Below are 24,755 nucleotides of genomic sequence, written 5' to 3'. Positions count from 1 at the left end.
TCGATGCCCCCCTCCCTGCTCGCAGGGAGGGGCTGGGGTGGGTGCGCGCGTCTGCGCGCCCAAGAGACTCTCCGGCTCGGTGGCAATCATCGGATCAAATCGACACCCGCAAGAAAACGCCGTCGATCCTCGCGGGATCGGCGGCGTTCGCATGTCCGCCGATTGCGCTTGCAAGCATGTCTATCCCGATATAAAAGTGATATCACAATAACGGGAGGCAGTGATGACGGATATTCGTGGCGCGGCGTCTGCCCTGCGACAGAGCAGCGAGCGCGGGGCGCACACCATGAGCGGTTATGGCATGCTGCTCATATTGCTGTTGCCGATTGCGGGCGTGGCGGCGGCGGTCGGCCAGATCGATCGGGTCGCCGACTGGGTCATCGTCCTGACGCTGTTCCTGTCGTGCACCCTGTTCCTGTTCGTCATCGCCGGCTTCTATCTTCTCCAGCCCAATCAGGCGGCGGTGGTGCTGCTGTTCGGCGACTATCGCGGCACCGATCGCACCACCGGACTGCGCTGGACATGGCCGTGGATGCTCAAGAAGAAGGTCTCGGTACGGGCCAACAACATCATTTCCGAGCGGATCAAGGTCAACGATCTGCGCGGCAATCCGATCGAGATGGCGGCGCAAGTGGTTTGGCGCGTGACGGATACCGCGCAGGCGCTGTTCGACGTCGACGATTACAAGGCGTTCGTGAACGTCCAGATCGAGGCTGCGGTGCGCACGATCGGCTCGCGTTATCCATATGACGATTTCGAGCATCAGGAGATCACGCTGCGCGGCAACCACGATCAGGTCGGCAACGAATTGCGCACCGAACTGATCGCGCGGCTCACCGTCGCGGGGATCACCGTCGACGAGTGCGGCTTCACCCACCTCGCTTACGCACAGGAGATCGCCGGGGCGATGCTGCGCCGCCAGCAGGCCCAGGCCGTGGTCGCGGCGCGCCAGACCCTGGTTGAGGGCGCGGTCGGCATGGTCGAGATGGCGCTCGACCAGCTCAGCGCCAAGAATGTCGTCGAGCTCGACGACGAGCGCCGTGCAGCGATGGTCTCGAACCTGATGGTGGTATTGTGCGGCGAGCGTGACACCCAGCCCGTCGTCAATGCAGGCTCGCTCTACCAATAGGAAGTGCGCGTGTCGGCACCCCCCAAAAAGGCGTTCCCGCTGCGTCTCGATCCCGCACTCTACGCGGCGATCGAGCGCGCGGCGGCGAGCGACCTGCGCAGCGTCAACGCGCAGGTCGAATGCCTGTTGCGCGAGGCGCTGGGACGTCGCGGCGTGAAATTGGCGGAGCCGGTACGCGCGAAGCGCGGGCGCCCGCCGCGACAGGATCTGTCCGAGACCGAAAAGGGAGAGTGAGATGCGTGCGCATACTTGCCCGAAATGCCAGGGGACGATGGAGCAAGGCTTCACCCTCACCGGACGCGACACGTATCGCCGCGCCACAAGCTGGGTGGCTGGGCCGCCGAGAAAGCTTCTGCTGCTCGGCCTGAAGCTGCCGCACAAGCCGATCGACATCCAGGCATGGCGCTGCGGCCGCTGCGGCTTTCTCGAAAATTACGCGAAGAACTGAGTCCTGCAAATCTGATCGAGGAGACACGCGATGATGATGGTGATTCACAGCAATGCGAAGCGGCTTCCCTGGCTCGTCGGCGCGGCATTGATGCTGCTCGCCGGCGGGATCGTGATCGCACTGGCATGATCCCGCACTGGATCCGCAACGGCTATCGCGTCCGTCCCGGCTATTGGTTCGCGCAGAAGCGCTACGGCTGGGGCGTGGTCCCCGCGACGTGGCAGGGATGGGCGCTGGTGCTCGCGACCATGCTGGTTGCCGGCGGGATCACCGGCCTTACCCAGCGCAGCGCACTCTATCAATTGCTGTTCATTCCGCTGTTCGCCGGCGCGCTCTGGCTGTGCTGGATCAAGACCGACGGTGGCTGGAGATGGCGCTGGGGCGACCGGGAGTAGCCATTCTTGAATCCCCCCTCCGTCAGGCTGTGCCTGACATTTCCCCCTTGCGGGGGAGGATGAGGGAATTACCCCAAAGCTTCATCCAGCAGCCGCGCCAGCCGCAGCCCGCCCTTGACCAATTGTTGCCGCGCCGGCTCGATCAGTTTCTCGATCATCGCCTCGTCGAGCTTCGCCCGCTCGGGCACCGGCCCGCACGGATCGCCATAGGCGCTGCCATAGACCACGTCGCGTGCGACCTGCCAGCTGTCGCGGCTCCAATCCTCGATGCTGCCGCCATTCACTGCCGCGCGCTCTTCGGCCGAATAGGCCCGGACCAGCGACGGCGGCGTCGAGATCGCCCGCTCGGCGAGCAGCCCGTCCCAGATCGAATGGAGGTTGAGCCTCTCGGTCGAATAGAGGCCATAGGTCGAACGCGCCCGGTTGCCGCCGAGGTCGCCGCGGTCTCCGGCATGGAGCGGCTGGTGGAGATCGCCGACGAAATGGACGAGGAAGGCGAGCGCCATCACCCGCTCGCGCACCGGCACCTTGCGATCCTTGAGCAATTTGGCGGCGCGCTCGATCTGCGCCGAGACGCAATTGCCGTCGGGACAATTGCCCTTGAGCGTGAAGTCCTTGCAGACGTTCACGTTCTGATAGTGCCAATTATAGGCATAGCTGAAGCGCGGCCCGAGCTCTTTGATGCAATCGGCCCAGACGCTCGCTTGCTCGATCGTCCGCGCCGGACAGGTCGGGGTCTCGAGCAACGCCTGATGCGCGAGCAATTTGCCGATCTCGGTGCGCACCGCCGGGGTGACGTTGCGGTACGCGATCGCCGCGACCGTCTCATGGCCATATTCCCAATAAGCATTGGCCTGGGCGGGGAGCAACGCGGCGAGCATAGCCAACAGCGGGAGCAGAAGCTTTCGAATCATGGTGCTGCCATAGCCAATCCTCCCCCGGAGGGGGAGGGGGACCGCGAAGCGGCGGAGGGGTATTCTCCACGAGCGATACGGTCTGTGGAGAATACCCCTCCGTCAGCCTGCGGCTGCCACCTCCCCCTCCGGGAGAGGATTGAATCAGTCCTCGCCGTAAAACGCCACCACCCGGTCGCCGCCGGAGGAGGCGCGGCCCCGATACATGCCCGGCGTGTTGAAGCTCCACACCATCTCGCCCTCGGTCCCGACCACGATGACGCCGCCGGTTCCGCCGAGTTGCTTGACCTCGGCCATCACGGCGTCGGCCACGTCCTGATAATCCACGCCGTACCCCGTCGCCGCGTGCGGCGCGGCGCCGGGGCTGGCGGCGCTGATGCCGCGATCTCCGAGCGCGAGCTGCTGCGCGAAGCGGACCCGCGCGCAAATCTCGTGCGCGACGCCGACCCGGATGAAGAATTCGCCGGCGCCGGTCGCCGAGACCGCGCAGGCGCGATCGTCGGCATAGGTGCCCGCGCCGATGATCGGGGCGTCGCCGATCCGGCCCCAGCGCTTGCCGGTGAGGCCTCCTGTCGAGGTCGCCGCGGCGACATGGCCGTCCTGGTCCATCGCGACCGCGCCGACCGTGCCGTATTTCAAATCCACGTCGAACCAGCCGAGCTTGTCATTGGCCTTCATCTTGTCGAGCTGCCGGCGGCGCTCGGGAGTCGCGAACCAGCTGTTGTCGACCTGTTCCAGCCCCTGCTCGCGCGCGAACTGGTCGGCGCCCGCGCCCGACAGCATCACGTGCGGGCTCTTCTCCATCACCGCGCGCGCCGCGGCGACCGGGTGGCGCGTCGTCGTCGTGCTCGCGACCGATCCCGCGGCGCGGTTGCGCCCGTCCATGATCGCGGCGTCGAGCTCGTTCTTCGCGTCCCAGGTGAACACCGCGCCGCGCCCGGCATTAAAATGCGGATCGTCCTCGAGCACCTGCACCGCCGCCTGCACGGCATCGAGCGACGAGCCACCCGCAGCCAACACCTTCGATCCCGCATCGAGCGCCGCGTCGAGCCCGGCGGTGGCGCCGGCCTCCTGCTCGGGGGTGAGCTTGCCCTTCTCGATGATTCCGGCGCCGCCATGGATCAGCAGGGTCCATTTGGGCTTTTGCGCCGATTGACTTTGGGCCTGGGCTGCCAGCGGCATGAAAAGGGCTCCGAGCAAGAGAGGCAAGAGGCGCATTACGGCACTCCGGGGATCGATGCCGCCTCCGTAGCAGATCGCGGTCGCCGCGCCACCGGCCGCAACCCGATCAGCGGCCGCAGCCAGCCGATCCGGCGTCCGACAGCCCAGACCGCGAGGCAGATCGCGATCGTTCCGCCGAGCAGCAACGCGAATTCGGCGAACGGATCGAGCTCGAGCGGCAGGCTGTACCACGCGATCAGCACGATCGCCGGATGATGGACGATGTAGAAGGGAAATACCGCCTCGGCGAGCGGCTTGCGCCATGGGTGATCGCGGTTCCACCAATTCTCCGCGACATGGAACAAGGCGAGGATCATGCCCCACGCCATCGTCACCCGCGCCGCCCGATCGAGCGCCATCAGCGCGTGCGGCGGGACCGCGGTGCCCGGAAAGGCGACTTCGATGGCGACCACCACCATGCCGGCGACCGCCGTCACGCCCAGCGCGGCTTTCCACATCCGGGCGATCGCGCGCCATAGTTGCGGCGCGCCGGCCAGCGCGAAACCGAACAGGAACAGCGGCAGATATTGGCTGTGGCCGCCCCAGTCGGACACCAGACCCTGCCGCTCGGGAACGACGAACAACAGCCCGAGCCGCAAGGTGACCAGGGCGGCGACCGGCACCCACAGCAAGCGCCACCCGCGGGTCAGCCAGTCGGCAATGCGGGCCAGCCCCGCCAGCACCGCCGGCCCGCGCCATGCGAGCGCCCCCGCGAGCAACAGGCTGTACGCAGCGAGATAGGCGACGAACCAGAGATGCTCCCAGCTCGGGAATTCGCGCCCGTAGAAACTGCCCGCGCGCCAATAATCCACCGCCCAGAAGCGCAGGTAACCGTGGGGATAGCCGGTCTCCAGCACGCGCACCCACATCTCGACCGGCACGACCGCAGCCATCCCGAACGCCAGCGGCACCAGCAGCCGCACCGCGCGCGAGTGCGCGAATGCCGGGGCATCGCCCGCACGGTCGAACAGTTTCCGAGAGGCATATCCCGAGACCGCGAACAGCAAGGGCAGCCGCCATGGCGTCAGCAAAGCCATCGGCGCGATCAGCTGCGGATAGCTATGGCTGGTCTTGATCACCCAGGCCCAGGGCGCGAACACCATCGCGACGTGATAGACGATCAGCAGGCCGAACGCGGCGATGCGCAGCCAGTCCATCCCGTAATGGCGCTGGCTCTGCGGAATGCCGATGGTCGCGCCGGGCGCTGTCAAAACCTTGTCCTTGGGCACGCGCGCCTTTCGCGGGCGGGCGCGGAGGGCTATATGCGCAGCCTCGTAAGCAAAGCGTTAGCAAGGAAGCCCATGTCCCTCCGCCCGTGGCGCGATATCGTGCGTCGACAAAGCCGCCGGATCATGGTGGGCAACGTCCCCGTCGGCGGCGACGCGCCGGTGACGGTGCAGACGATGACCAACACCGCGACCAGCGACCCGCGCGCGACGATCGACCAGATCCGCCGCTGCGAGGATGCCGGGGTCGACATCATCCGGGTCAGCTGCCCCGATGTCGAGAGCACCGCCGCGCTCAGGCAGATCGTCCGCGCCAGCCGCGTGCCGATCGTCGCCGACATCCATTTCCACTATAAACGCGCGCTCGAGGCCGCCGATGCCGGCGCCGCCTGCCTCCGCATCAATCCCGGCAATATCGGCTCGGCGGAGCGGGTCAACGAAGTGGTCAACGCCGCCAAGGCAAACGGCTGCGCGATCCGCATCGGCGTCAATGCCGGCAGCCTCGAAAAGGATCTGCTCGAAAAATATGGCGAGCCCTGTCCGGAGGCGCTGGTCGAATCGGCGCTCGACCACATCAAATTGCTCCAGGACCGCGACTTTCACGAGTTCAAGGTCGCGGTGAAGGCGAGCGACCTGTTCCTCGCGGTCGCCGCGTACCAGCAACTCGCCGATCAGGTCGATTGTCCCTTGCATCTCGGCATCACCGAAGCCGGCGGCTTCGTCGGCGGCACGGTCAAGTCGTCGATCGGGATCGGCAGCCTGCTCTGGTACGGCATCGGCGACACGATCCGCGTCTCGCTGTCGGCTGAGCCCGAGGAAGAGGTCCGGGTCGGCTTCGAGATTTTGAAGGCGCTCGGCATCCGCAACCGTGGCGTCCGCGTCGTCTCGTGCCCGAGCTGCGCCCGCCAGGGCTTCGACGTGATCCGCACCGTCCAGGCGCTCGAGGAGCGCCTCCAGCACATCCGCACGCCGATGAGCCTCTCGGTGCTCGGCTGCGTGGTCAACGGCCCGGGCGAGGCGCGCGAGACCGATATCGGCATCACCGGCGGCGGCAACGGCAAGCACATGGTCTATCTGTCGGGGGTGACCGATCACCATGTCCATGACGCGGACATGGTGTCGCACATCGTCAAATTGGTCGAGGCCAAGGCGGCCGAGATCGAGGCCGCGGAAAGCGCGGCGGCGCAAGCGGCGGAGTAGCTCCCTAAAGCCCCTCCCCTTCAGGGGAGGGGCTTGAAGCGGTAATCGCGCGTTAGTCCGCTGGTAAGCCTCTCGCGTTACTCTCGCCCCGCTATGCGCTGGGCCTTCCTCTCGGTAATCGCGATCGGCCTCGTCATCGGCCTGATGGCGCCGGTCAAGCGCCCCTCCGTGCCGGTGCCGGCCGCAGCCGCGGCCGAACCTGCCGACATTCCCGAAGAGACCGTGATCCGCCCCGACGGCCGTGGCCATTTCTTCGCCTTCGCGCAGGTCGATGGCGAGACGGTCCGCTTCGTCGTCGATACCGGTGCAGACATGGTCGCGCTCACCCTCGACGACGCCCGCCGCGCCGGGATCAAGTTCGATCCCGAAAAGTTCGACGTCGTCGCGCGCGGCGCTTCGGGCGATGTCTATGGCGAGCGGGTGGTGATCGACGACATCGTGCTCGACGGCAAGCGCGTCCGCGACGTCCACGCCGCGGTGGTCGAGGATCTCGACGTGTCGCTGCTCGGCCAGACCTATCTGCGCAAGCTGCGCTCGGTCCATCTGACCGGCGACGAGATGCGGCTGCGCTAGCCGGCGCGTGACGCGGCCGCGCGCGGCGGCTATGCGCGGCTGATGCGGGCTTCCCACACTGCTGCACTCGGCGCCGCCTCGGCCGGAATCGCGCTCTATGCGATCATGGACGCGGTGATGAAGGCGGTGTCGATCGAGATCGGCGCCTATAACACGCTCGTCTGGCGGCTCGGCGCCGCAGTGCTGCTGACCGGTGCGATCTATGCCTGCACCCGGCCGGCCTTGCCGACCCGCGCGACGATGAAGGTGCATTTCGGCCGCTCCATCCTCGTCGCGGTGATGGCGATAGCCTTCTTCTGGGGGATCGTGCGCGTGCCGCTGGCCGAGGCGATCGCGCTCTCGTTCATCGCCCCGCTGATCGCGCTCGGGCTCGCCGCTCTGTTCCTCAAGGAACGGATTGGCGCGCAATCGCTGTGGGGATCGCTGCTCGGGCTCGCCGGCGTGGCGGTGGTCGTTGCCGGCCGGGTCGGCGGCACCCATAGCCACGATACCGTGCTCGGCATGATCGCAGTCCTGTTCTCGGCGGTGGTCTATGCGATGAACCTCGTCGTCGCGCGGCACCAGGCCCAGCTCGCCAAACCGCTCGAGATCGCCTTCTTCCAGAATCTGTTCGTCCTCGGCCTGCTCGCGCTGGCGGCGCCGTGGTGGCTCGCGATTCCCGCCGCGCAGCATTGGCCGGGGATCGGCACCGCCGCGCTGGTCGGGATTGCCTCGCTGCTCCTGCTCTCCTGGGCCTATGCCCGCGCCGAGGCGCAGGTGCTGTTGCCGGTCGAATATACCGCCTTCATCTGGGCCTCGCTGATGGGCTGGTGGATGTTCGGCGAGAAGCTGACGCTCGCGACCGTCGCGGGCACCGTGTTGATCGTGGCGGGCTGCGTGCTCGCCGCGCGCAAGAGAGGCGGCCATGGTGCCGCGCCCGAAGCAGAGGCTGCCTTCCCATGACCCAGATCCGCCCCGCCACCCCCGCCGACGTCGCGCTGATCCTGCGCCTCGTCCGCGAGCTCGCCGAGTTCGAGCGCGAGCCCGACGCCGTCGAGGCGACCGAGGAGATGCTCGCCGCCGCCTTGTTCGGCGCGCGCCCGGCGGCCGAGGCGGTGATCGCCGAGATGGAAGGCGCGCCGGTCGGTTTCGCCTTGTTCTTCCAGAATTTCTCGACCTGGACCGGCCGGCCCGGCCTCTATCTCGAGGATCTCTACGTCACTCCGGCCGCGCGCGGCTCGGGAACCGGCACGGCGCTGCTGCGCCATCTCGCCGGGCTGGCGCTGGATCGCGGCTGCGGGCGGTTCGAATGGGCGGTGCTCGACTGGAACGAGCCGGCGATTCAATTCTATCGCGCGATGGGCGCGGTCGGCATGGACGAATGGCGGGTCCAGCGCGTCGCCGGCGACGCGCTGGCAGAGCTCGCGGGGAGATAGAAATGGCGTGGTTCTGGCTGATCCTCGGCGGCTGCTTCGAAGTCGGTTTCACCACCTGCCTGCGCTTCGTCGACGGCTTCCGCAACATTCCCTGGACGATCGGCTTCCTCGTCTCGGTCGGGCTGTCGATGGCTTTGCTCGAACTCGCCTCGCGGACCATTCCGATGGGCACGGCCTATGCGGTCTGGGGCGGCATCGGCGCGCTGGGCACCGTGCTCGTCGGCATCTGGTGGTTCGGCGAGCCCGCCGGCGCGGCGCGAATCGCCCTGATCTTCGGGCTGGTCGCGTGCATCGCCGGGCTGAAGCTGGTCGGCGGCGGCCACTAATGGCAGTCGACGAAGGTCTCATCGCCTGGGTGACCGAGGCGCTCGAGCCGGTCGGCACGGTGACGATGCGCCGGATGATGGGCGGCGCGACGCTCTATTGCGACGGCACGATCTTCGGGATCGTCCATGACGGCGAGCTCTGGTTCAAGGCCGACGAGGAGAGCAACGCGCTCTGGGACGAAGCCGGCCATCGCGAGCGCTTCACCGTGACGTTCTCTACGGGGATGAGCGACACGATGAACTATCGCCGCGCGCCCAGCGACGCCTATGACGACGCCGACGCGCTGCGCGAATGGGCGGCGCACGGCATCGCCGCAGGGCTGAGGGCGCCGAAGAAGCCGAAGCGGCGCTGATCGCGCGCTGTTCCCGAATCTTGCAATGTAGGATTTGCTCTGCTTGCCTCGCGCGGTCGGCTTTGCCGCTCGCTCTTTCTCATTGTCCGCTCGATCCGAATCCAGCCGTAGCCTCCGTGTGACCGGAGCGGAGCGCCACCGTCGCTCGGGCGTCGCGCGACGGGCGTGTCCGTGCGGCGAATCTGTCGCCTAGGTGGCGCGCACGTGTCGCGCCGATGTCGCCCCGCAGGCGCGTCGGCGGCGTGTGCGCACTGCCCGCCGAGAGAAGCGGGGGCGCAACCGTGTCAGACTGTCAACCTGACAACCACACGCGGCACCCGCGCCAGGTCGCTGACGACCTAGCCGCCGAGCACGTTGATCGTGAACGCGACGATGCCGAGGTTGAACACGAACGCCGCGAGGCAGTGCAGGGTCACCACCTTGCGGATTCCCCGGTCGGTGACGCTCACATCGCTGGTCTGGAAGGTCATGCCGAGGCAGAAGGCGAAATAGACGAAGTCCCAATAATCGGGCTCGGGCTCTTCGGGGAATTGCAGCCCGCCGGCGTCGCCGCCGTCGCCGGCGCGGTAATAGAGATGGGCATAATGCAGTGCGTAGATGGTGTTGCTGAACACCCAGCTCAGCATCAGAGTGCCGACGATCAAGGCGATCGATCGCGTGTCGGGCGCGGCACGCTGCATCAGCTCGCTGGCCACCGCGACCAGCACGACCAGGCTCACCGCCAGCGTCAGGAACAACAGCAACAGCCGGTTGGCGTCGTTGCGCGTCGCCGCGCGGCGCATGTCGTCCGATCGGTGCCCGAGCAAGGGCAGCACCGAGAGCAGGAACAGCGTGGCGCCGGCGTCGAAGCCGATCATCACCCCGGTGCGCAGATCGAAGGCGGGGATCGCGGCGAAGCAGGCCGCCGCGGTGGCGGCGAGGAACAGCAGGAAGCGCGGCGGCGCGAGGAAGTTGCCGATGCCGCGTGCGGGAGGGTTTGCCATGAGGGAAGCCTAGCGACATTCGCAGGCGAGGACGAGGATCCCGCAAACACTTCGTCACCCCGGCCTCGTGCCGGGGTCCACGGGGCGACAAGTGTCAGCCTGGAGGTCCTGGTTCAGCCAGGGCGGCACCGTAGACCCCGGCATAGGGCCGGGGTGACGGTGAAATTTGCGCAGCTGCCGGTCTGCCCCCCAAATGGCGATGCGTCCTGGTTGCGACGCGATGCGGCGCGCGCGATTCGGCAGGTAGACTTTTCCGGGCCGGCTCGCGCCGGCCCGGAAAGCCTCAGCCCTGCGGGGTATCCACGCCGGTCTGGTCGACCGATGCCGCCGCGGCAGCCTTGTCCTGATTGTAGCGCTCGATCGCCTCGAGCGTGATCCGGCGCGCATCCTCGGCGCCGCCCCACGTGCCGACGCGCACCCACTTCTTCTTCTCCAGGTCCTTGTAGTGGGTGAAGAAATGCTCGATCTGCTCCATCACGATGCTGGGCAGATCGTCCTTTTCCTCGATGTCCGAATAATAAGGGAAGGTCTTGTCGTCGGGGACGCAGACGAGCTTCTCGTCGCCGCCGGCCTCGTCCTCGAGGTTGAGCACTGCGATCGGGCGGGCGCGGACGACGCAGCCCGGCACGAACGGCGAGCGCGCGATCACCAGCGCGTCGAGCGGATCGCCGTCGGGCGAAAGCGTGTGCGGCACGAAGCCGTAATTGGCCGGATAGCGCATCGGGGTGTGCAGGATGCGGTCGACGAACAGCGCGCCGCTGGCCTTGTCGAACTCGTACTTCACCGGCTCGCCGCCGGTCGGAACTTCGATGATCACGTTGAGGTTGTTCGGCGGATCGTCGCCCACCGGAATCAAGTCGATACGCATTTCGGACCTTGCTTGGGTTGGCGTCTCCGCCCCGTCTCAGCGGGGCTGGAGCAGCTTGTCGAGGCCAGCCTCTCCCGGGGCCGTCTTCACGAGGTGCGGATAGCGAAGCCCGCCATGATAGTCGATGGCAACCTCGCGGAAACGATCGCCGCTCTTGAGCAGCAATTTGATCGGTTCCTTGCCGCTTTTGGCGTCCTTGACCGCCGCCTTGAGCCGGTCGCCCGAATAAGCCCGGCCGTTCACGGCGACGATCTCGTCGCCAAGGTCGATCCCCGCCTCGAAGGCGGGGCTGTCCCACGCGACGCTGGTGATTCCCTTGGCGCCGATGGTCAGCCCGAGCGAATAGGCCAGATCGACCGTCGTCTTGCCCGAAGCCTTGTTGGGCTCCTCGGTATAGACGAGCTTGTAGCCGTTGCGCTCGAACCCGGCGAGCGGCGCGCGCTGCGATACCTGGTTGACCCGCTGGTCGAGCAGCGCCCGCCAGTCATAGGGCTGGATCGCGTTCAGCGTGCGGACGACGTCGTCGAAGGTATAGGTCACTTCGCCATAATCGCCGTCGCGGCCCTGGAAAAAGGCGCGGGCGAAGTCGTCGATCGACTTCGTGCCCTTCGATTGCTCGCGGAGGATCGAATCGACCTCCATCCAGATCAGCAGACCTTCATTGTAATAATCCTCCGAACGCTGCCAGCTCACCCAGCCCTTGGGCGCGCGGGCGCTGATCACCGGATCGTTGGTGGTGTCGCCCATCGGCCGCCATTCGCGCGCCTTGCGATTGTCGAGGCTCGCCATGATGCCCGCATAGGATTCGAGCGTGTCGGCCTTGCTCACCAGCCCCGAGCGCGCCTGGAAGACATAGCCCCAGAACTGGGTCTGCCCCTCATAGACCCACAGCAGCGAGCCGCGGGTGGGAGTGCGGTAATCGGGCGCCCACAGGTCGGCGCCGCGGCGATATTTGCCGTCCCAGCTATGGGTGAATTCGTGCGGCAGCAAATTGCGGCCGGTCGGGTTCTCGTCCCATTTGAGGAAGTAGCCGGGCGAGACGCCGTTCTCGGAGCTGCGGTGATGCTCGAGGCCGATCCCGCCGAGCTCGTCGCTGATCGAGAGCAGGAAGTGATAATGGTCGTATTGCTGCGACCCCATCGCCTTGACCGCCTGATCGACCAGCCTTTTGTGCGCCTCGATCTGCTCGGGCTTGGCCTCGAGCTCCTCGGGGCTGTCGGCGAAGACGTCGAGCGTCACCCGCGGGCTCAATTCGAACGGCCGGTAATAGCGGCCCGCGAGCACCGGCGAATCGACCAGCACTTCGTAATTGGTCTTCTCGTAGGTGACGGTCGAGCCGACCGCCTTCGACGGCAGCCCGGAAGCCGCCGACCAGCCCTCGGGATATTTCACCTTCGCCTGCACGGGGATGCGGCGGACGAAATAGCCGGCCGGATAGAGGCTCATCGAATTGAACTGCAGGCTCATCATCGCCGGGGTCATCACCACGCGGCCCTGGTTCGAGACCGTGGCCGAAGCGAACTGAAATTCCAGATCCAGCTTCTTCGCGCCGTTCGGCACGTCGATATGGAAGGCGAAGACGTCGACCGGGTCGCGTTTCCACTGGATGCGCTTGCCGCCCGCGCTGATCTGGAGTCCGGTCAGCTTTTCGATCTCGCCGCGCGGGCCGTGCTTGCCCTGCAGCCATTTCGGATAGAGCAGCACCATGTGCCCGCTCTTCGCGACCGGGATGGTCTGCCTGACCCGGAAGATGCCGCGCTGGGTGTCGGTCGCGTCCACGTCGAGCAACATCGTGCCCGGATAGGCAATGTCGCGCGCCTCGGGGATCGTGTCGACGAACGGCGCCGGCTGCGGCGCCGAATTCTGGGCCGATACCGGTGCGGCGGTGGCGAGGAGCAAAGCGGCGACGGAAAGCGCACGGAGCATTCGGGAGACCTCGTTGGCCGGAGGAGATGGCGGCTCTTAGGCCGTTGAAATGCGGGAGGTAAAGGGGGCGGCACATCCTTCACCGCTCCCTAACCATTGCCGGCTAGATGTTTCGGCCATGTATCACGATCCCGCATTGGCCCGGAACGCCACGGCCGATCCGCGCCCGCGCTCGGCGGTCAGCGGCGCCGTCGGCCTGGTCGGGCTGGCGGGGATGACCGCCTGGGTGATCGTCGCGCATCTGTTCGGGATGAACGGGCCCTATGCGGCGCTGGTCAACGTGCTCGCCTGTGCGCTGCCGATGGTGGTCTGGTCGCTCGCAATCGACAAGGTCCACCGCAATCCTTCGACCGGCATCGACTGGAGCATTGTCCGACCGTGGCGCGACACGCTCGATGTGTCGGTGACCAAATTGACCGGCCTGTGGCTCACCTGGGGGGCGATCGCCGCGATCTATGCGCTCGGCCGCGTCTGGTGGGACACGCGCTACGCCAATTATCCCTTCGCCATGTCGTGCTTCATCGCGGCGGCGCCGGCGATGTTCGTACTGTCGATCCCCTATGTGCTGTGGCTCGATCGCAGGCTGGTGAGCCCGCGCGACGGCGCCTGGTCGCTGGGCGCATGGGCGATGGGCATGGAGGGCTGGGACCGCGAGGCGATCTTCAATCATCTGCGCAGCTGGGCAGTGAAAGCCTTCTTCCTGGCCTTCATGGTCGCGATCGTGCCGCCGGGCTTCGCCGAATTCGTCTCGATCGATCCGCGCGAGGCGCTCGGCGATCCGGTAAAGCTGGCGATGTATTGCGTCACCTTCATGTTCGTCATCGACGTCGCTTTCGCCACTGCGGGCTACATCCTCACTTTCCGCCCGCTCGATTCGCACATCCGCACCGCCAATCCCTACGCTGCCGGCTGGACCGCGGCGCTGATCTGCTACCCGCCCTTCCTGCTGATGGGGCAGGGCGGCCCGCTTGATTATCATCAGGGCAGCGCGGATTGGTCCTATTGGCTGGGCAACTACCCTTGGCTGCTGCCGGTGCTCGGCGCGGTGCTGGTCGGGCTCACCGCTATCTATGCCTGGGCGACGATCGCGTTCGGGCTGCGCTTCTCGAACCTCACCCATCGCGGGATCCTGACCCATGGGCCTTATGCCTGGTCGCGGCATCCGGCATACCTCTCGAAGAATATCTTCTGGTGGCTCTCGACCATGCCGTTCCTCGCCACCACCAACTGGCACGATGCGGTCCGCAACGCCGCGGTGATGGTCTGCGTGAGCGGAGTCTATTACTGGCGCGCCAGGACCGAGGAACGCCATCTCGGCAGCGATCTGGCCTATCGGGAATATTCGGCGTGGATGGCGCGCAACGGTTTCGTCCCGCGATTTTTTGCGCGGCTAAGGTCCTTTGTCACCCCGGCCGAAGTGCCGGGGTCCACCGGGAGGCAGGCGAGAAGCTAGAGGCGCTTGCTTCTCGATAGAGGCTTGGTGGACCCCGGCACTTCGGCCGGGGTGACGGTCAGAAACTAAAACTTCGCCTCTTCGTAGACTCGCGCAATATCGCCGCCCCAATCGCCGTTGAACCGGTCGAGCAGCACCTGCGCCGGCACTTTCCCGGTGCGGACGATCTCGCGCAGCGGATCGAGGAAGCCGCTTTCATTGTCGCCTGAGGCATTGAGCCGGGCGCGGGCGTTGAGCCCCGCGGCAGAGATGTCGAGCACCTCGCCGGCGACGTCGCGCAATTTGCCGCCGCCGGGGATCGGCGCGTCGAGCGCAAGCTTCGGGACGGCGCTACGCAACGCCTCGCGCTCGTCCATCGACCAATGCTTGACCAGCTCCCACGCTGCATCGAGCGCGCCCTCGTCGTAGAGCAGCCCGACCCAAAAGGCCGGCAGCGCGCAGATCCGCCCCCAGCGCCCGCCATCGGCGCCGCGCATCTCGAGAAACTGCTTCATCCGCACTTCGGGGAAGGCGGTCGACAGGTGATCCGCCCAATCGTCGATCGTCGGCTTGTGGCCCGGATAGGCGGGCAATTCGCCCTTCAAAAAGTCGCGGAAGCTCTGTCCGGCGGCGTCGATATATTCGCCGTCGCGGTAGACGAAGTACATCGGCACATCGAGCGCGTAATCGGTATAGCGCTCGTAACCGAAGCCCTGCTCGAACACGAAGGGCAGCATGCCGGTGCGCGCCGGATCGGTGTCCGACCAGATATTGCTGCGGAAGCTGAGAAAGCCGTTGGGCTTGCCTTCGGTGAAGGGCGAATTGGCGAACAAGGCAGTCGCCAGCGGCTGAAGCGCAAGCCCGACGCGGAACTTCTTCGCCATGTCGGCTTCGCTGGCATAATCGAGATTGACCTGGATCGTGCAGGTCCGCAGCATCATGTCGAGCCCGAGGCTGCCGACCCGCGGCATATGGCTGAGCATGATCTTGTAGCGGCCCTTGGGCATGATCGGCAGCTCGGCGCGGGTCTTGTCGTGCCACATGCCGAGCCCGAGAAAGCCGATGCCGAGCTTGTCGCCCGCGGCCTTGACCTGCTTGAGGTGGCGCCCGGCCTCGGCGCAGGTCTCGTGGAGATTGTCGAGCGGCGCGCCCGACAATTCGAACTGGCCGGCGGGCTCTAGGCTGACGGTGCCGTCGGGGCCGGCGAGCGCGATGACCTTGCCGCGCTCCTCGACCGGCTTCCAGCCGAAGCTGGTCAGCGCCATCAGCAGATCGCGGATGCCGCCGGGCTCGTCATAGCTGGGGGCGTGATGATCGGCAGTGGAGAAGACGAACTTCTCGTGCTCGGTGCCGATCCGCCAGCGGTCCTTCGGCTTCTCGCCCTGGGCGAAATAATCCACCAGCTGGGCACGATCCTCGATGACCGCTGCGTTGCTGTTCGAAACGGTCTTCGTGCTCATTCGCGGGCCTTTAGCTGCGCGTGACGAGACGCGCCAGTGGTGATTTCATACCGTTCGGTCACCAATCCCCGGCCGTTGCCATCCAAAGACTTACGGCCGCTGCCGCCGCGGTTTCGGCGCGCAGGATACGCGGTCCGAGCGCGATTCCCACTGCTTTCGGATGCGCCCGGATCGCCGCGCGTTCCTCGGGGTCGAACCCGCCTTCGGGGCCGATCAGGATCGCGCCGGGACCCCGATGGGCGCGCATCGCCTCGAGCGCGGGCATGCCGCCGGTCTCATCGGCGAAGAACAGGGTGCGCTCGCCGGGCCAGTCGCACAGCATCGCGGTCAGCTTGACCGGTTCGACCAATTCGGGAAGCGCGGTGCGGCCGCATTGCTCGGCCGCCTCGATCATGTGGCTGCGCAGCCGATCGAGATTGAGCTTGTCGACCACCGCGCGTCGGGTGAGCACCGGCGCCAACCGCGCGACGCCCAACTCGCACGCCTTCTCCACGACCCAGTCGATCCGACCCTTTTTGATCGGTGCGGCGCACAGCCACAGATCGGGCACCGGCTCGCGTTCGCGCAATTTGCCGCTCACGTCGAGGACGAGATCGCGCTTGCCCACCGCCTGCGCGACGCCGAGCCACTCGCCGGTCCTGTCGTCGAACAATTTGACCGGATCGCCCGCCTTCATCCGCATCACCTGGATCAGATAATGCGCCGGCGGCCCGTCGATGCGCAGCGGGCCGGGCGCGAGCTCGGCGTCGACGAACAGGCGCGGAGTCGATTGCGGCGGCCATGCGGGGGTTGCGGGCATGGCGACTCCCTACCGCGCGGTTCCCCCTTCGTCACCCCGGCCGAAGTGCCGGGGTCCACCGGGAGGCAAGGGATGGGCAAGCGGCGAGAGGGCTTCGTCGGCGGCGCGGTGGACCCCGGCACAAGGCCGGGTGACGGTCGTCATTGCGGAATCCCGCGCCGTTCATCCTTGCCGCCATCGCGCGGCGGGCGTCCGCCGAAGCCACGCAGCCTGGGCAATTCGCCCTTCTCGATCCTGCCGTCATGATTGGTGTCGAGCATCGCAAAACGCATCGATGCCGCCTTGGCAAACTCTGCCGGATCGACGCCGCGATTGAGATTGCGATCGGCGACGGTCACCGGCTCGGGATAATCGAGATAGCCGAAGCGCGCCGCGCCCTGCTTGCCGCTCGGCCCATTATCGTTGCCGCCGCGCGGACCTTCGCCGGCGCCGGGGCCGCCCGGGCCACCGGGAGGACCATTGCGACCGCCGCGGCCGCGGCCAGGACCGCGCGGCGTGCCGCCGCCGGGGCTGCCGGTGCGGATTTCGGGCGCGAGCACGGTTTCGTAGCGCTCGACGTCGTCGGGATCGATCTCGCCGTCCTTGCGCTGGTCGAGCATTGCGAAGAAGCGTGTGGCGTCGGCGATCATCTCGTCCTCGCGCAGCGCGCCGTCATGGTCGGTATCGGCGCCGTCGAACCATAAGTCGTGCGGCGCAACGCCATCGCGCGCGCCGCGAAACGGCTCGCCCATCGGGCTGAGGAACAAAGGGCCGCGCGGCGGGCCGGGACGCCAATCGCCGGGCGGCGAACCTTCGAGCGGCGCATCCTGCGCCGCCGTGCTGCCGGCGCTCGCCAGCACGATCAGACTTCCCACCAAGATTGCACGCATGCGTCGCCTCCCGCGATTGACTCCACGGGGTCCCTGCGCGCGGTTCGTCACGCGAATATGCCGGATTGTTGCAATCGCCGGCTTGATCTTTGCCCGTCCGGCGCGAAGGACAGGGAATATGGCCGCAGCACCGGAAATCGTCCCCGACACCGAACATCGCGGGCTCGTGGGCAAGCTTCCGGCGACCCCGCGCGCCTATGCGCTGCTCGCGCGCTTCGATCGCCCGATCGGCTGGTGGCTGTTGTTCTGGCCCGGCGCCTGGGCAGTCGCGCTGTCGGGCAACGCGCTGAATCGCTGGGATCTGATCCTGTGGTTTCTGCTCGGCAGCATCGCGATGCGCGGCGCGGGCTGCGTCTATAACGATATCGTCGACCGCGACCTCGACCGTCAGGTCGCACGCACCGCCAGTCGTCCCTTGGCGAGCGGCGCAGTTTCGCTCAAGGCGGCGTGGATCTGGCTGTTGGCGCTGTGCCTGATCGGGCTGGTCGTCCTGGTCCAGCTTCGCCCGCTCGCCGCTGGTGTGGCGCTGGGCAGTCTCGCTTTGGTCGCTGCCTATCCCTTCATGAAGCGGATCACGTGGTGGCCGCAGGCATGGCTGGGCCTCGTTTTCTCCTGGGCGGCTCTGGTCGGCTGGGCCGAGGCCCCTGACAGCGGCTGGCTGCCGGGGATGTTGCTCTATGCCGGCTGCATCGCCTGGGTGATCGGCTACGACACGATCTACGCGTTGCAGGATGTCGAGGACGACGCGCTGGTCGGCGTGCGCTCCTCGGCGCGACGGCTCGGAGGTCATGTCCGCGGCGGCGTCGCGGGCTTCTACGCGATCGCGTTGGCCTTGTGGGGCGCGGCCTTCTGGCAACTCCGTCCCGATCCGCTCGCGCTCGCGGCACTGCTGCCGATGGCGCTGCATCTCGGCTGGCAGGTGGCGACTCTCGTCCCCGCAGACGGCGCCAACGCGCTCCACCGCTTCCGCGCGAACCGCAATGCCGGCCTTTTGATGTTCGCCGCCTGCTTCGTGGTGGGCCAGACACTTTGACGTCGCGGGGCCGGCTCCCTAAGTCGCTGCGATGCTGACCGAGTCCCAAGCCTGCGAGCGCGTCCACGACATCGTCGATCGGGCGCGCGCCGCGGGCGCCGACGCATCCGACGCCGTGTTCGCCGCCGATCGTTCGCTGTCGGTGTCGGTGCGGATGGGCGCGCTCGAGGATGTCGAGCGTTCGGAGAGCGAGGAACTCGGCCTGCGCGTTTTCGTCGGGCAGCGCTCGGCGAGCGTCTCGACTTCGGATCTCGCCAGCGAGTCGCTCAATACGCTGGTCGAGCGCGCGATCGCGATGGCGCGCGAGGCGCCCGAGGACCAATGGGCCGGGCTCGCGCCGCAGGAGCGGCTGATGCACGGCAGCCCGCCTCTGCTCGATCTCGACGACGGCGCGAACGACGCGCCCGAGGCGCTGAAGGCGCGTGCGCTTGCCGCGGAGGCGGCGGCGCGCGCCGTGCCCGGCGTCACCAACAGCGAGGGCGCGAGCGCGGGCGCCAGCCGAGCGGTCATGGCGATCTCCACCAGCCACGGTTTCACCGGCGTCTATGCCCAGACCAGTCACGGCGTCTCGGCGAGCGTGCTCGCGGGCAGCGGCGGCGCGATGGAGCGCGATCACGCGCATCACAGCGCCCGTCATGCGTCGATGCTCGACGCGCCGGAGGCGATCGGCCGGTTGGCGGGCGAGCGCGCGGTGGCGCGGCTCGATCCGGTCAAGGTGCCGAGCGGCGCGATGCCGGTGGTGTTCGATCGCCGCGTCTCGGCCGGACTGGTCGGGCACCTGCTCGGCGCGGTCTCGGGCGCGGCGATCACCCGCAAGACCAGCTTTCTGCTCGATTGCCTCGGCAAACAGGTCTTCGCGAAAGGCGTGACGATCTGCGACGATCCGCACCGCCCGCGCGGGCTGCGCTCGCGGCCGTTCGATGGCGAAGGCCTGCCGGTGCTGCCGATCAAGCTGATCGATCAGGGCATGCTCGAAACCTGGCTGCTCGACAGTGCCTCGGCGCGCCAATTGGGTCTCGAGCCGACCGGCCATGCCGCGCGCGGCGGCGCCGGCGCACCGGGGGTTGCACCAAGCAACCTCTATATGCAGCCGGGCAGCACCCCGCCCGAGACCTTGGTCGGCGAGATCGAGCGCGGTATCCTCGTCACCGAATTGATCGGGCAGGGCATCAACGGCGTCACCGGCGATTACAGCCGCGGCGCGGCCGGCTTCCTGATCGAGAATGGCGAGATCACGCGTGCCGTTTCGGAGATCACCATCGCGAGCAATCTGCGCGACATGTTCCTCGCGCTGACGCCGGCAAACGACCTCGAATTCCGCTACGGGATCAACGCGCCGACCCTGCGCATCGACGGGATGACGATCGCCGGTGCCTGACCCGCATCTCGCCGCCGAAGTCGCCAACATCGCCGCCGATGCCGGACGGTTCGCGATCAAATTGTGGAACACCGATTTCCGCCGCTGGGAGAAATCGCCGGGCAATCCGGTCTGCGCCGTCGATCTCGAGGTCGACGGTTTGCTGCGCTACCGGCTGGGGGAATTGCTCCCCGATGCCGGCTGGCTTTCCGAGGAGACGATCGACAATGCGGCGCGGCTCGATGCCGAGCGGATCTGGGTAGTCGATCCGATCGACGGTACGCGCGACTATCTGCGCGGCCGCAACGGCTGGGCGGTATCGGTCGCCCTGGTGGAGAAAGGCCGCCCGGTGATCGGCGTGCTCGATGCGCCGGCGCGGCACGAAGTATGGACCGCACAAGCCGGCCGGGGCGCGTTCCGAAACGGCGAGCGGCTGCGCGTGGCCGAGCGCAGCCAGCTCGCCGGCGCGCGCGTTCCCGCCGACCAGCTCTCGAAAGTCGATCGCGATCTGCTGATGGTCGCCAAGCCCAATTCGATCGCGCTCCGCATCGCGATGGTCGCGGCGGGCGAGGCCGATCTGCTCGCGACAATCCGCTGGGGCAATGAATGGGACATCGCCGCCGCGGTTTTGCTCGCCGAGGAGGCGGGAGCCACGGTCAGCGATGCGTTCGGCCGCCCGCTCGATTTCAATACGCCGCAGGCGCAGGCCTTCGGCGTGCTCGCCACCGCGCCCGGCATCCACGCCGCCGCGGTCGCGCGGCTTGCCGATCGCGCGAAGGAAGCGATCGGCAAGCCCTGAGGCCATCGAGAGCATCCTTTCGCCGCGCAACGGTGCGCGGCGGCGGGATGTCAGACCGCAGTTTGGGCGGCTTCCCGGCGGTTGCCGGCAGGCCCGCCGCCTTCCGGGCGCGTCGCCACGGCGATCAGCGCCGTCGACGGGACCGGCAGCACCGGCCTCCCTGCCGCGCGCCGGCGCACTTCTTCCACCACCATCGCTTGCTCGGCGGGATTGAGCGCGCCCCAATCCTCGCTCATCCCGAACTGGGTTTCGGGATCGTCGAGCTTGGGCATTCGCAACAGATAGTCATGCGTGAACGTCTCGATCTCGGGCTCGCGATAGCCGGCGAGGACCATCTCGGCGGCGAGCAGCACCGGGTCGCCGAGCGTCTTCAGCCCCGCCGGAAGGCTCGACTGCCATTCGCGGTCGGGAAACAGCGCGCGGACGATCTGCGAAAGCAAAAGATGCGTCGCGGCGCCTTCGCTCTGCCAGGTCGCGACCACGCCGTGACCGCCCGGCCGGGTGACTCGCGCCATTTCGGCCAGCCCCTTGCGCCAATCGGGGAACATCATCACTCCGAATACCGAGAATACGGCATCGAAAGATGCGTCCGGAAGCTGGAGCGCCTGGCCGTCCATCGTCCGGCCCTCGAGATTGGGCAGCCCGTGCGCCGTCACCCGCGCCACCATTCCCGCAGAGAAGTCGGTTGCCAGCACCTGTGCGCCCGCGCGCGCCGCCGCCAGTGCGAGCGCGCCCGTGCCCGTCGCAACGTCGAGCAGCCGGGTCTCGGGCGTCACTGCGATCCGCGCCAGCGCCGCCTCGGCGAAGCGCGCAGTGAACGGATGCGCGGTCTCCTCATAATGTTTCGCCATGTCGTTCCAGCGCTCCGGGTCGTTCATACGATGCATAGCCAATCTCCCGCGAATCATGTAACATCAAAAGTATCATGATAGCACGCGCTTGCCAATCCCGGCATGTGCGCGGAAGGATCGATCGATGCGCAGCGACTCCCGCCTGTCCCGAATGCTCCACGTCCTGCTCCACATGGCGCGGCACGAGGGGCCGATGACCTCGGAGGTGATCGCCACGATGCTGCGGACCAATCCGGTGGTGGTCCGCCGCACGATGGCCGGACTGCGCGACGCGGGCTATGTCCGTTCGGAAAAGGGGCATGGCGGCGGCTGGGTGCTCGCCTGCGATTTCGACCGGATCTCGCTGCTCGATGTCCACCGCGCGGTGGGCGGGCCGCAGCTGTTCGCGATCGGCGCCGAGTCCGATAAGCCGCACTGCCTCGTCGAAAAACTGGTCAACGAAGCCGTGGCGGACGCGCTGGGGGAGGCCGAAGCGCTGCTGCTCGCGCGGTTCGGATCGGTCAGCCTCGGTGCGCTCGCGCGCGACTTCGACGCGCGCTACGCGTGCCTGCCTCAGGCTCCGCCGGCTTCGTCGCCCTGATATTTGATCTGCAGATAGCGGCCGCGCGTCGCGAGCAGGTCGAGATCGCCCTGGGCGAGCTGAGCAGACATCTCCGAGATCTCGTCGTCGATCACCTGGAGCCCCTGCGCGAGCTGCTGGTCAGGGGTCAGCCCGTTGCGCTCGACCCGTCGCAGCGGCTCGGGCACGCGTGCATAGCCCTTGATCAGCTCGGGCAATTGCTCGCCCACCAGCTTGCGGACTTCGCCTGCGGCAGGCGAGGCCTCGTCGAGCTGGGCGAGCTGCGGCGCGAGGAACTCCAGCTTCACCCCGATCGAATCGACCAGTCCGTGCACCGGCGCGGGCAGCGCCGGGCGTTGCGCGTCGAGCCAATGCTCGGTGGTGCGGGGCAATGCCTTGAGCGGCACCTGAGTCAATTGCTGCATTTCGGGCGTGCTGCCGCCGGCCGGAAGGATCGCGAAGAAAAGCGTCGCGACCACCAGCAGCAACGCAACCAGCATCGCACCCATGATTCCCAAGGGTGCGACGGCAATCGCGAAGACGATCGCGCCGACCACGATCGCGGCATCGGCGACGGCGATCCGGCCGATCCGGCGGACGACCTCGGCTTCACGTCGCCGGCGCAGCCGCTGGTCCGCCGCGGTCGTGGGTGCGCGGGCCCTTGCGCGCTCGATCAGCTCTTCGGCCCGCGCGCTCAGGCGATCGACATCGGTCACGGGTTTACATCGCCTCCAGCTTGAAGGTGTCGGCCCCGCCGCCGCCCTGGTTCTGCGCGGCGCCTTCGGCCCGGGCGATATAGCCCTTCGACTTCTCGACTTCGTTCGACAGCGTGTTGACCGTGGTCTTCATGCTGTCGAGCGCCTTCAATTTGAAGGTGTCGATCGCGTCCATCGTGTCGTAGATGTTCTGGAAGGCACGCTGGAGCGTCTCGACGGGAATGGTCGAATTCGCCGCCTGCTCGTGGATCGCCGCGGTGTTGCTCTTGAGCAATTGCCCCGTCGAATCGATCAGCCCCGCGGTGGTGGTGTTGAGCGCCGTGATCTGGTCGAGAACCAGCTTCTGGTTGGTCAGCGCCTGCGCCACCGTCACGGCGGTGCGCAGTGCTGAAACCGTCGTGGTCGAGGCACGGTCGACACCCTTCACCAGCTCGACATTGTTTTTCTTGACCAGGTCGAGCGCCAGATAGCCCTGCACCGTCACTGCCATCTGGGTGAGCAGGTCCTGGGTGCGCTGGCGGACGTAGAAGAGCGCGGTCTCGCGCACCGCCTTTGCCTTGGCGGGATCGGTGTGGTCGAGCTCGTTGGCCTTGTCCTCGAGCTTGGTGTCCATCGCTTTGGACAGATAGATCATCTGCTCGAGCCGGCCCATCGACGCCCACAGATTGGCGCGCTCGGTATCGATCGCGGCATTGTCCATCAACAGCTCGTCCTTGCCGCTGCCGAGACTCTTGAGGATGCCGTTGATGTGGCTCTGCGACGACTGATATTTGCGGAAATATTGCTTGAGCGGCGAGCCGCCGAACAGCTTCGACAGGAAGCCGTCATTGCCGCCGACGAGCTTGCCGTTGCGGCCCGGATCGAGCTCTTCCACCGTCTTGCGGAGCGCGAGCAGGTCGGCGCCGACGCCGCTCTCGCTGCTCATCGCGCGCACCGGCCGGTCGAGGAAGCGGTTCGACTGGCCCGCCGCGTCGCGGATCTCCTTTTGCCCCATCGCCGCGATCGCATCGACGCGCTTGCCGAATTCGGGCGAGTTGACGTCCTGCGCGATCAGGTCGTCGATGAACCCGTCGACGCGCTTCTCGAGCTCGTTTTTCTTGGCATCCTCCACCGGCACCAGCCCCGCCGCCTTTTCGGGTGCGACGACCTTCACCGGGCTGGGCGGGGTGAGCACCAGTTCCTGTTCGGCTACTGCAGTCTCGGTCGCCATTCCAAACCCTCCAACGCTGTTGCGACACTCATACGGGTATCGCGGCAGCTATCCAAGTGTGTCAGTTAAATAGTACACCATATGGCATTCGCCAAGGTCAGCGCGCCGCCTTGAGCGCGCGGCCCCACCACGCCAGCTCGTCGAAGCCGTGGCCGAGCCAGCGCAGATCCTTGTCGTCGCCGGTGAACACGCCGTCCTTCACCTTGCCCCACACCCCCATGATGTGGACCGACGCCTCCAGCGCCGCCATCTGCAGCTCGCGCGATACGCAGGTCAGCAATTCGATCGAGCGCGCGGCGCCGTTGCCGCCATAGCCGACATAGGTCACCGGCTTGCGGTTCCACTCGGCATAGACGAAGTCGAACGCGTTCTTGAGCACCGCAGGCGGCCCGTGATTATATTCGGGGCAGATCAGGATATAGCCGTCGGCGCTGGCGATCTTCTCCGCCCAGCGGATCTGCAGCGGGTCCTTGTAGTTCCCTTGCGCGGGCGGGTGCGCGAAGGGATAAAAGGGCAGGTCCCAGTCCTTGAGGTCTACCAATTCGCAATCGAGTTCGCTGCGCGCCTCGGCCTGTTCGATCACCCATTTTCCGACGGGCTCGGCCATTCGGCCTTCGCGGACGCTGCCGAGGATGACGAGGATCTTGAGTGGTTCGGTCATGTATTCTTCCGTAGCGGCGCTTCCCCTTCCCG

28 protein-coding genes are annotated in these 24,755 nt (G+C 67.0%); 15 read left to right on the top strand and 13 right to left on the bottom strand.

The window, feature by feature from the left end:
• Window positions 1-223 precede the first annotated feature (223 nt).
• The 4 genes from Q9Q95_RS01770 to Q9Q95_RS01755 all read left to right on the top strand — a co-directional run bounded on the left by Q9Q95_RS01770 (window position 224) and on the right by Q9Q95_RS01755 (window position 1,972).
• Window positions 224-1,129 carry an SPFH domain-containing protein gene (locus Q9Q95_RS01770; RefSeq protein ID WP_306093341.1) on the top strand — a complete coding sequence of 302 codons (906 nt, stop codon included), beginning with the start codon at window positions 224-226 and terminating at the stop codon, window positions 1,127-1,129.
• A 9-nt stretch (window positions 1,130-1,138) separates the two neighbouring features.
• Window positions 1,139-1,363: a toxin-antitoxin system HicB family antitoxin gene (locus tag Q9Q95_RS01765; protein ID WP_306093340.1), complete on the top strand. Its 225-nt coding sequence runs from the start codon at window positions 1,139-1,141 to the stop codon at window positions 1,361-1,363.
• A 1-nt stretch (window position 1,364) separates the two neighbouring features.
• Window positions 1,365-1,577: a PF20097 family protein gene (locus Q9Q95_RS01760; protein WP_306093339.1), complete on the top strand. Its 213-nt coding sequence runs from the start codon at window positions 1,365-1,367 to the stop codon at window positions 1,575-1,577.
• 125 nt (window positions 1,578-1,702) lie between these two features.
• Entirely contained in the window at window positions 1,703-1,972 is a 270-nt protein-coding gene (locus tag Q9Q95_RS01755; RefSeq protein WP_306093338.1) for a hypothetical protein, read from the top strand.
• 68 nt (window positions 1,973-2,040) lie between these two features.
• On the opposite strand, the gene Q9Q95_RS01750 is transcribed toward Q9Q95_RS01755, so the two are convergent.
• The 3 genes from Q9Q95_RS01750 to Q9Q95_RS01740 form a co-directional block, all read right to left on the bottom strand.
• Window positions 2,041-2,886 carry a S1/P1 nuclease gene (locus Q9Q95_RS01750; protein WP_306093337.1) on the bottom strand — a complete coding sequence of 282 codons (846 nt, stop codon included), beginning with the start codon at window positions 2,884-2,886 and terminating at the stop codon, window positions 2,041-2,043.
• A gap of 144 nt (window positions 2,887-3,030) precedes the next feature.
• Window positions 3,031-4,068, bottom strand: coding sequence for an isoaspartyl peptidase/L-asparaginase family protein (locus Q9Q95_RS01745; protein WP_306093336.1), 1,038 nt, complete (start codon window positions 4,066-4,068; stop codon window positions 3,031-3,033).
• Window positions 4,069-4,103: 35 nt separating this feature from the next.
• Complete coding sequence (locus Q9Q95_RS01740) at window positions 4,104-5,318, bottom strand: acyltransferase family protein (RefSeq protein ID WP_306093335.1); 1,215 nt, start codon at window positions 5,316-5,318, stop codon at window positions 4,104-4,106.
• Between the two features lie 90 nt (window positions 5,319-5,408).
• Here Q9Q95_RS01740 and ispG point away from each other — a divergent pair, with 90 nt between their 5' ends.
• From ispG to Q9Q95_RS01710, 6 genes are all read left to right on the top strand, one after another.
• Entirely contained in the window at window positions 5,409-6,533 is a 1,125-nt protein-coding gene (gene ispG, locus Q9Q95_RS01735; protein ID WP_306093334.1) for a flavodoxin-dependent (E)-4-hydroxy-3-methylbut-2-enyl-diphosphate synthase, read from the top strand.
• Between the two features lie 93 nt (window positions 6,534-6,626).
• A complete protein-coding gene (locus Q9Q95_RS01730) occupies window positions 6,627-7,106 on the top strand; it encodes a TIGR02281 family clan AA aspartic protease (RefSeq protein ID WP_306093333.1) in 480 nt (159 codons plus the stop codon).
• 42 nt (window positions 7,107-7,148) lie between these two features.
• On the top strand, window positions 7,149-8,048 hold the full coding sequence (locus Q9Q95_RS01725; protein ID WP_306093332.1) for a DMT family transporter: 900 nt from the start codon (window positions 7,149-7,151) through the stop codon (window positions 8,046-8,048).
• Window positions 8,045-8,521: a GNAT family N-acetyltransferase gene (locus Q9Q95_RS01720; protein WP_306093331.1), complete on the top strand. Its 477-nt coding sequence runs from the start codon at window positions 8,045-8,047 to the stop codon at window positions 8,519-8,521. Before Q9Q95_RS01725 ends, Q9Q95_RS01720 begins: the two co-directional genes overlap by 4 nt.
• A 2-nt stretch (window positions 8,522-8,523) precedes the next feature.
• Window positions 8,524-8,847: a multidrug efflux SMR transporter gene (locus Q9Q95_RS01715; RefSeq protein WP_306093330.1), complete on the top strand. Its 324-nt coding sequence runs from the start codon at window positions 8,524-8,526 to the stop codon at window positions 8,845-8,847.
• Window positions 8,847-9,200: a TfoX/Sxy family protein gene (locus tag Q9Q95_RS01710; RefSeq protein WP_306093329.1), complete on the top strand. Its 354-nt coding sequence runs from the start codon at window positions 8,847-8,849 to the stop codon at window positions 9,198-9,200. Before Q9Q95_RS01715 ends, Q9Q95_RS01710 begins: the two co-directional genes overlap by 1 nt.
• 338 nt (window positions 9,201-9,538) lie before the next feature.
• Here Q9Q95_RS01710 and Q9Q95_RS01705 read toward each other — a convergent pair whose 3' ends face one another.
• From Q9Q95_RS01705 to Q9Q95_RS01695, 3 genes are all read right to left on the bottom strand, one after another.
• The gene (locus Q9Q95_RS01705; RefSeq protein WP_306093328.1) at window positions 9,539-10,183 is read right to left on the bottom strand and encodes a DUF1345 domain-containing protein; all 645 of its coding nucleotides are present in this window, start codon (window positions 10,181-10,183) and stop codon (window positions 9,539-9,541) included.
• Between the two features lie 283 nt (window positions 10,184-10,466).
• Window positions 10,467-11,051 carry an inorganic diphosphatase gene (gene ppa, locus Q9Q95_RS01700; RefSeq protein ID WP_306093327.1) on the bottom strand — a complete coding sequence of 195 codons (585 nt, stop codon included), beginning with the start codon at window positions 11,049-11,051 and terminating at the stop codon, window positions 10,467-10,469.
• A gap of 36 nt (window positions 11,052-11,087) precedes the next feature.
• A complete protein-coding gene (locus tag Q9Q95_RS01695; protein ID WP_306093326.1) occupies window positions 11,088-12,977 on the bottom strand; it encodes a M61 family metallopeptidase in 1,890 nt (629 codons plus the stop codon).
• Between the two features lie 118 nt (window positions 12,978-13,095).
• On the opposite strand from Q9Q95_RS01695, the gene Q9Q95_RS01690 reads away from it, so the two are divergent.
• A complete protein-coding gene (locus tag Q9Q95_RS01690) occupies window positions 13,096-14,430 on the top strand; it encodes an isoprenylcysteine carboxylmethyltransferase family protein (protein ID WP_306093325.1) in 1,335 nt (444 codons plus the stop codon).
• Window positions 14,431-14,495: 65 nt separating this feature from the next.
• Here the strand turns inward: Q9Q95_RS01690 and Q9Q95_RS01685 are convergent, their stop codons facing one another.
• The 3 genes from Q9Q95_RS01685 to Q9Q95_RS01675 all read right to left on the bottom strand — a co-directional run bounded on the left by Q9Q95_RS01685 (window position 14,496) and on the right by Q9Q95_RS01675 (window position 17,537).
• Window positions 14,496-15,869: a glutamate--cysteine ligase gene (locus Q9Q95_RS01685; RefSeq protein ID WP_306093324.1), complete on the bottom strand. Its 1,374-nt coding sequence runs from the start codon at window positions 15,867-15,869 to the stop codon at window positions 14,496-14,498.
• Between the two features lie 58 nt (window positions 15,870-15,927).
• The gene (locus Q9Q95_RS01680) at window positions 15,928-16,668 is read right to left on the bottom strand and encodes a 16S rRNA (uracil(1498)-N(3))-methyltransferase (RefSeq protein ID WP_306093323.1); all 741 of its coding nucleotides are present in this window, start codon (window positions 16,666-16,668) and stop codon (window positions 15,928-15,930) included.
• 140 nt (window positions 16,669-16,808) lie between these two features.
• Window positions 16,809-17,537: an EF-hand domain-containing protein gene (locus tag Q9Q95_RS01675; RefSeq protein ID WP_306093322.1), complete on the bottom strand. Its 729-nt coding sequence runs from the start codon at window positions 17,535-17,537 to the stop codon at window positions 16,809-16,811.
• 118 nt (window positions 17,538-17,655) lie between these two features.
• Here Q9Q95_RS01675 and ubiA point away from each other — a divergent pair, with 118 nt between their 5' ends.
• From ubiA to Q9Q95_RS01660, 3 genes are read left to right on the top strand one after another with little or no spacing between them, the layout of a single operon-like run.
• A complete protein-coding gene (ubiA, locus tag Q9Q95_RS01670) occupies window positions 17,656-18,570 on the top strand; it encodes a 4-hydroxybenzoate octaprenyltransferase (protein WP_306093321.1) in 915 nt (304 codons plus the stop codon).
• Between the two features lie 31 nt (window positions 18,571-18,601).
• Entirely contained in the window at window positions 18,602-19,948 is a 1,347-nt protein-coding gene (locus Q9Q95_RS01665) for a TldD/PmbA family protein (protein ID WP_306093320.1), read from the top strand.
• Complete coding sequence (locus tag Q9Q95_RS01660) at window positions 19,941-20,726, top strand: 3'(2'),5'-bisphosphate nucleotidase CysQ (RefSeq protein ID WP_306093319.1); 786 nt, start codon at window positions 19,941-19,943, stop codon at window positions 20,724-20,726. The genes Q9Q95_RS01665 and Q9Q95_RS01660 overlap by 8 nt, the downstream gene beginning before the upstream one ends.
• A gap of 50 nt (window positions 20,727-20,776) precedes the next feature.
• Here the strand turns inward: Q9Q95_RS01660 and Q9Q95_RS01655 are convergent, their stop codons facing one another.
• Window positions 20,777-21,613: a class I SAM-dependent methyltransferase gene (locus tag Q9Q95_RS01655; RefSeq protein ID WP_306093318.1), complete on the bottom strand. Its 837-nt coding sequence runs from the start codon at window positions 21,611-21,613 to the stop codon at window positions 20,777-20,779.
• Window positions 21,614-21,701: 88 nt separating this feature from the next.
• Here Q9Q95_RS01655 and Q9Q95_RS01650 point away from each other — a divergent pair, with 88 nt between their 5' ends.
• Entirely contained in the window at window positions 21,702-22,157 is a 456-nt protein-coding gene (locus Q9Q95_RS01650; RefSeq protein ID WP_306093317.1) for an Rrf2 family transcriptional regulator, read from the top strand.
• On the opposite strand, the gene Q9Q95_RS01645 is transcribed toward Q9Q95_RS01650, so the two are convergent.
• From Q9Q95_RS01645 to Q9Q95_RS01635, 3 genes are all read right to left on the bottom strand, one after another.
• Window positions 22,130-22,852, bottom strand: coding sequence for a hypothetical protein (locus Q9Q95_RS01645; protein WP_306093316.1), 723 nt, complete (start codon window positions 22,850-22,852; stop codon window positions 22,130-22,132). The two genes, Q9Q95_RS01650 and Q9Q95_RS01645, sit on opposite strands and share 28 nt — an antisense overlap.
• Before the next feature lie 4 nt (window positions 22,853-22,856).
• Window positions 22,857-24,062, bottom strand: a complete 1,206-nt coding sequence (locus Q9Q95_RS01640; RefSeq protein WP_306093315.1) for a toxic anion resistance protein — start codon at window positions 24,060-24,062, stop codon at window positions 22,857-22,859.
• A 97-nt stretch (window positions 24,063-24,159) separates the two neighbouring features.
• The gene (locus tag Q9Q95_RS01635) at window positions 24,160-24,723 is read right to left on the bottom strand and encodes an NADPH-dependent FMN reductase (protein ID WP_306093314.1); all 564 of its coding nucleotides are present in this window, start codon (window positions 24,721-24,723) and stop codon (window positions 24,160-24,162) included.
• Window positions 24,724-24,755: the final 32 nt, after the last annotated feature.

The organism is Sphingomonas sp. DG1-23 (genome assembly GCF_030730875.1).
Classification (GTDB): Bacteria; Pseudomonadota; Alphaproteobacteria; order Sphingomonadales; family Sphingomonadaceae; genus Sphingomonas.
Note: the sequence above shows the minus strand (reverse complement) of the source record. Positions and strands in the feature narration are given on the sequence as shown.

Coding starts and splice junctions, on each gene's coding strand:
- Q9Q95_RS01635 (WP_306093314.1), bottom strand. CDS start 24,723: ATGACCGAACCACTCAAGATCCTCGTCATCCTCGGCAGCGTCCGCGAA.
- Q9Q95_RS01690 (WP_306093325.1), top strand. CDS start 13,096: ATGTATCACGATCCCGCATTGGCCCGGAACGCCACGGCCGATCCGCGC.
- Q9Q95_RS01745 (WP_306093336.1), bottom strand. CDS start 4,068: ATGCCGCTGGCAGCCCAGGCCCAAAGTCAATCGGCGCAAAAGCCCAAA.
- Q9Q95_RS01675 (WP_306093322.1), bottom strand. CDS start 17,537: ATGCGTGCAATCTTGGTGGGAAGTCTGATCGTGCTGGCGAGCGCCGGC.
- Q9Q95_RS01640 (WP_306093315.1), bottom strand. CDS start 24,062: ATGGCGACCGAGACTGCAGTAGCCGAACAGGAACTGGTGCTCACCCCG.
- Q9Q95_RS01665 (WP_306093320.1), top strand. CDS start 18,602: ATGCTGACCGAGTCCCAAGCCTGCGAGCGCGTCCACGACATCGTCGAT.
- Q9Q95_RS01715 (WP_306093330.1), top strand. CDS start 8,524: ATGGCGTGGTTCTGGCTGATCCTCGGCGGCTGCTTCGAAGTCGGTTTC.
- Q9Q95_RS01705 (WP_306093328.1), bottom strand. CDS start 10,183: ATGGCAAACCCTCCCGCACGCGGCATCGGCAACTTCCTCGCGCCGCCG.
- ispG (WP_306093334.1), top strand. CDS start 5,409: ATGTCCCTCCGCCCGTGGCGCGATATCGTGCGTCGACAAAGCCGCCGG.
- Q9Q95_RS01760 (WP_306093339.1), top strand. CDS start 1,365: ATGCGTGCGCATACTTGCCCGAAATGCCAGGGGACGATGGAGCAAGGC.
- Q9Q95_RS01755 (WP_306093338.1), top strand. CDS start 1,703: ATGATCCCGCACTGGATCCGCAACGGCTATCGCGTCCGTCCCGGCTAT.
- ubiA (WP_306093321.1), top strand. CDS start 17,656: ATGGCCGCAGCACCGGAAATCGTCCCCGACACCGAACATCGCGGGCTC.
- Q9Q95_RS01725 (WP_306093332.1), top strand. CDS start 7,149: ATGCGGGCTTCCCACACTGCTGCACTCGGCGCCGCCTCGGCCGGAATC.
- Q9Q95_RS01770 (WP_306093341.1), top strand. CDS start 224: ATGACGGATATTCGTGGCGCGGCGTCTGCCCTGCGACAGAGCAGCGAG.
- Q9Q95_RS01655 (WP_306093318.1), bottom strand. CDS start 21,613: ATGCATCGTATGAACGACCCGGAGCGCTGGAACGACATGGCGAAACAT.
- Q9Q95_RS01720 (WP_306093331.1), top strand. CDS start 8,045: ATGACCCAGATCCGCCCCGCCACCCCCGCCGACGTCGCGCTGATCCTG.
- Q9Q95_RS01695 (WP_306093326.1), bottom strand. CDS start 12,977: ATGCTCCGTGCGCTTTCCGTCGCCGCTTTGCTCCTCGCCACCGCCGCA.
- Q9Q95_RS01730 (WP_306093333.1), top strand. CDS start 6,627: ATGCGCTGGGCCTTCCTCTCGGTAATCGCGATCGGCCTCGTCATCGGC.
- Q9Q95_RS01650 (WP_306093317.1), top strand. CDS start 21,702: ATGCGCAGCGACTCCCGCCTGTCCCGAATGCTCCACGTCCTGCTCCAC.
- Q9Q95_RS01685 (WP_306093324.1), bottom strand. CDS start 15,869: ATGAGCACGAAGACCGTTTCGAACAGCAACGCAGCGGTCATCGAGGAT.
- Q9Q95_RS01680 (WP_306093323.1), bottom strand. CDS start 16,668: ATGCCCGCAACCCCCGCATGGCCGCCGCAATCGACTCCGCGCCTGTTC.
- Q9Q95_RS01710 (WP_306093329.1), top strand. CDS start 8,847: ATGGCAGTCGACGAAGGTCTCATCGCCTGGGTGACCGAGGCGCTCGAG.
- ppa (WP_306093327.1), bottom strand. CDS start 11,051: ATGCGTATCGACTTGATTCCGGTGGGCGACGATCCGCCGAACAACCTC.
- Q9Q95_RS01750 (WP_306093337.1), bottom strand. CDS start 2,886: ATGATTCGAAAGCTTCTGCTCCCGCTGTTGGCTATGCTCGCCGCGTTG.